Source organism: Paracraurococcus lichenis (assembly GCF_030657435.1).
GTDB classification, from domain to species: Bacteria; Pseudomonadota; Alphaproteobacteria; order Acetobacterales; family Acetobacteraceae; genus Paracraurococcus; species Paracraurococcus lichenis.
Window position 1 is genome coordinate 1 of sequence record NZ_JAUTWS010000432.1, and the last position, 599, is coordinate 599.

General features: G+C 68.8%; 1 pseudogene. It reads right to left on the minus strand.

The annotated features are described in order from the left end of the window. Positions 1 to 355, minus strand: a pseudogene (locus Q7A36_RS40655) (hypothetical protein); the annotation flags it as partial. Positions 356 to 599 lie beyond the last annotated feature (244 nt).

Consider the following 599-nt stretch of genomic DNA (forward strand, 5'->3'; position numbering starts at 1 on the left):
CACCGAGCTCGGCGACGGCGCGGTTGTCGCGCACCACAGGATGCGCCCGCGCGTCATCGACTACGAAGCGCGCCCCGGAGACGACGACGTGTTGGCAGAAGGAGTGCGTCAGGGGCATCTCGCGGCGCGACGCCCAGGGCTCCGGCAGGCCGACCGCGGCCTTGAGAAACTGCCGGTCGGCGTCAACGAGCGAGACCAGGGCGACCGGAACCCGCAGCAGGCAGCAGACCAGCCGGACCAAGCGGTCGAAGGCCGCATCGGGCGGGGTGTCGAGCAGCCCACTCCGATGCAGTGCGTCCAGCCGCGACCCGTGCGGGATGGTGTCGGCAGCTGATGGTTCCGGCGAGGGGGCCAAGGCATGCGGAAGAGAGGAGAATGGTTCCGACACTTGCCGCCTCTGCCCTTCTTTCGCACCCGCCCTGGGGTGGCAAGGCAACGCCGGGCAGGAGGGTACAGTTCGGCACAGGAGCGCGGGAGCGCATCTGAATGTCATGAAGCGGACGTCCGCCTTGTTTGCTATGCCGCGTACGAGCGGTCGCACGCGATCCTCGTGACCCCGGGATGCGCTTTTGGGTCGCAGCAACGGCTCCAGCGTTGCC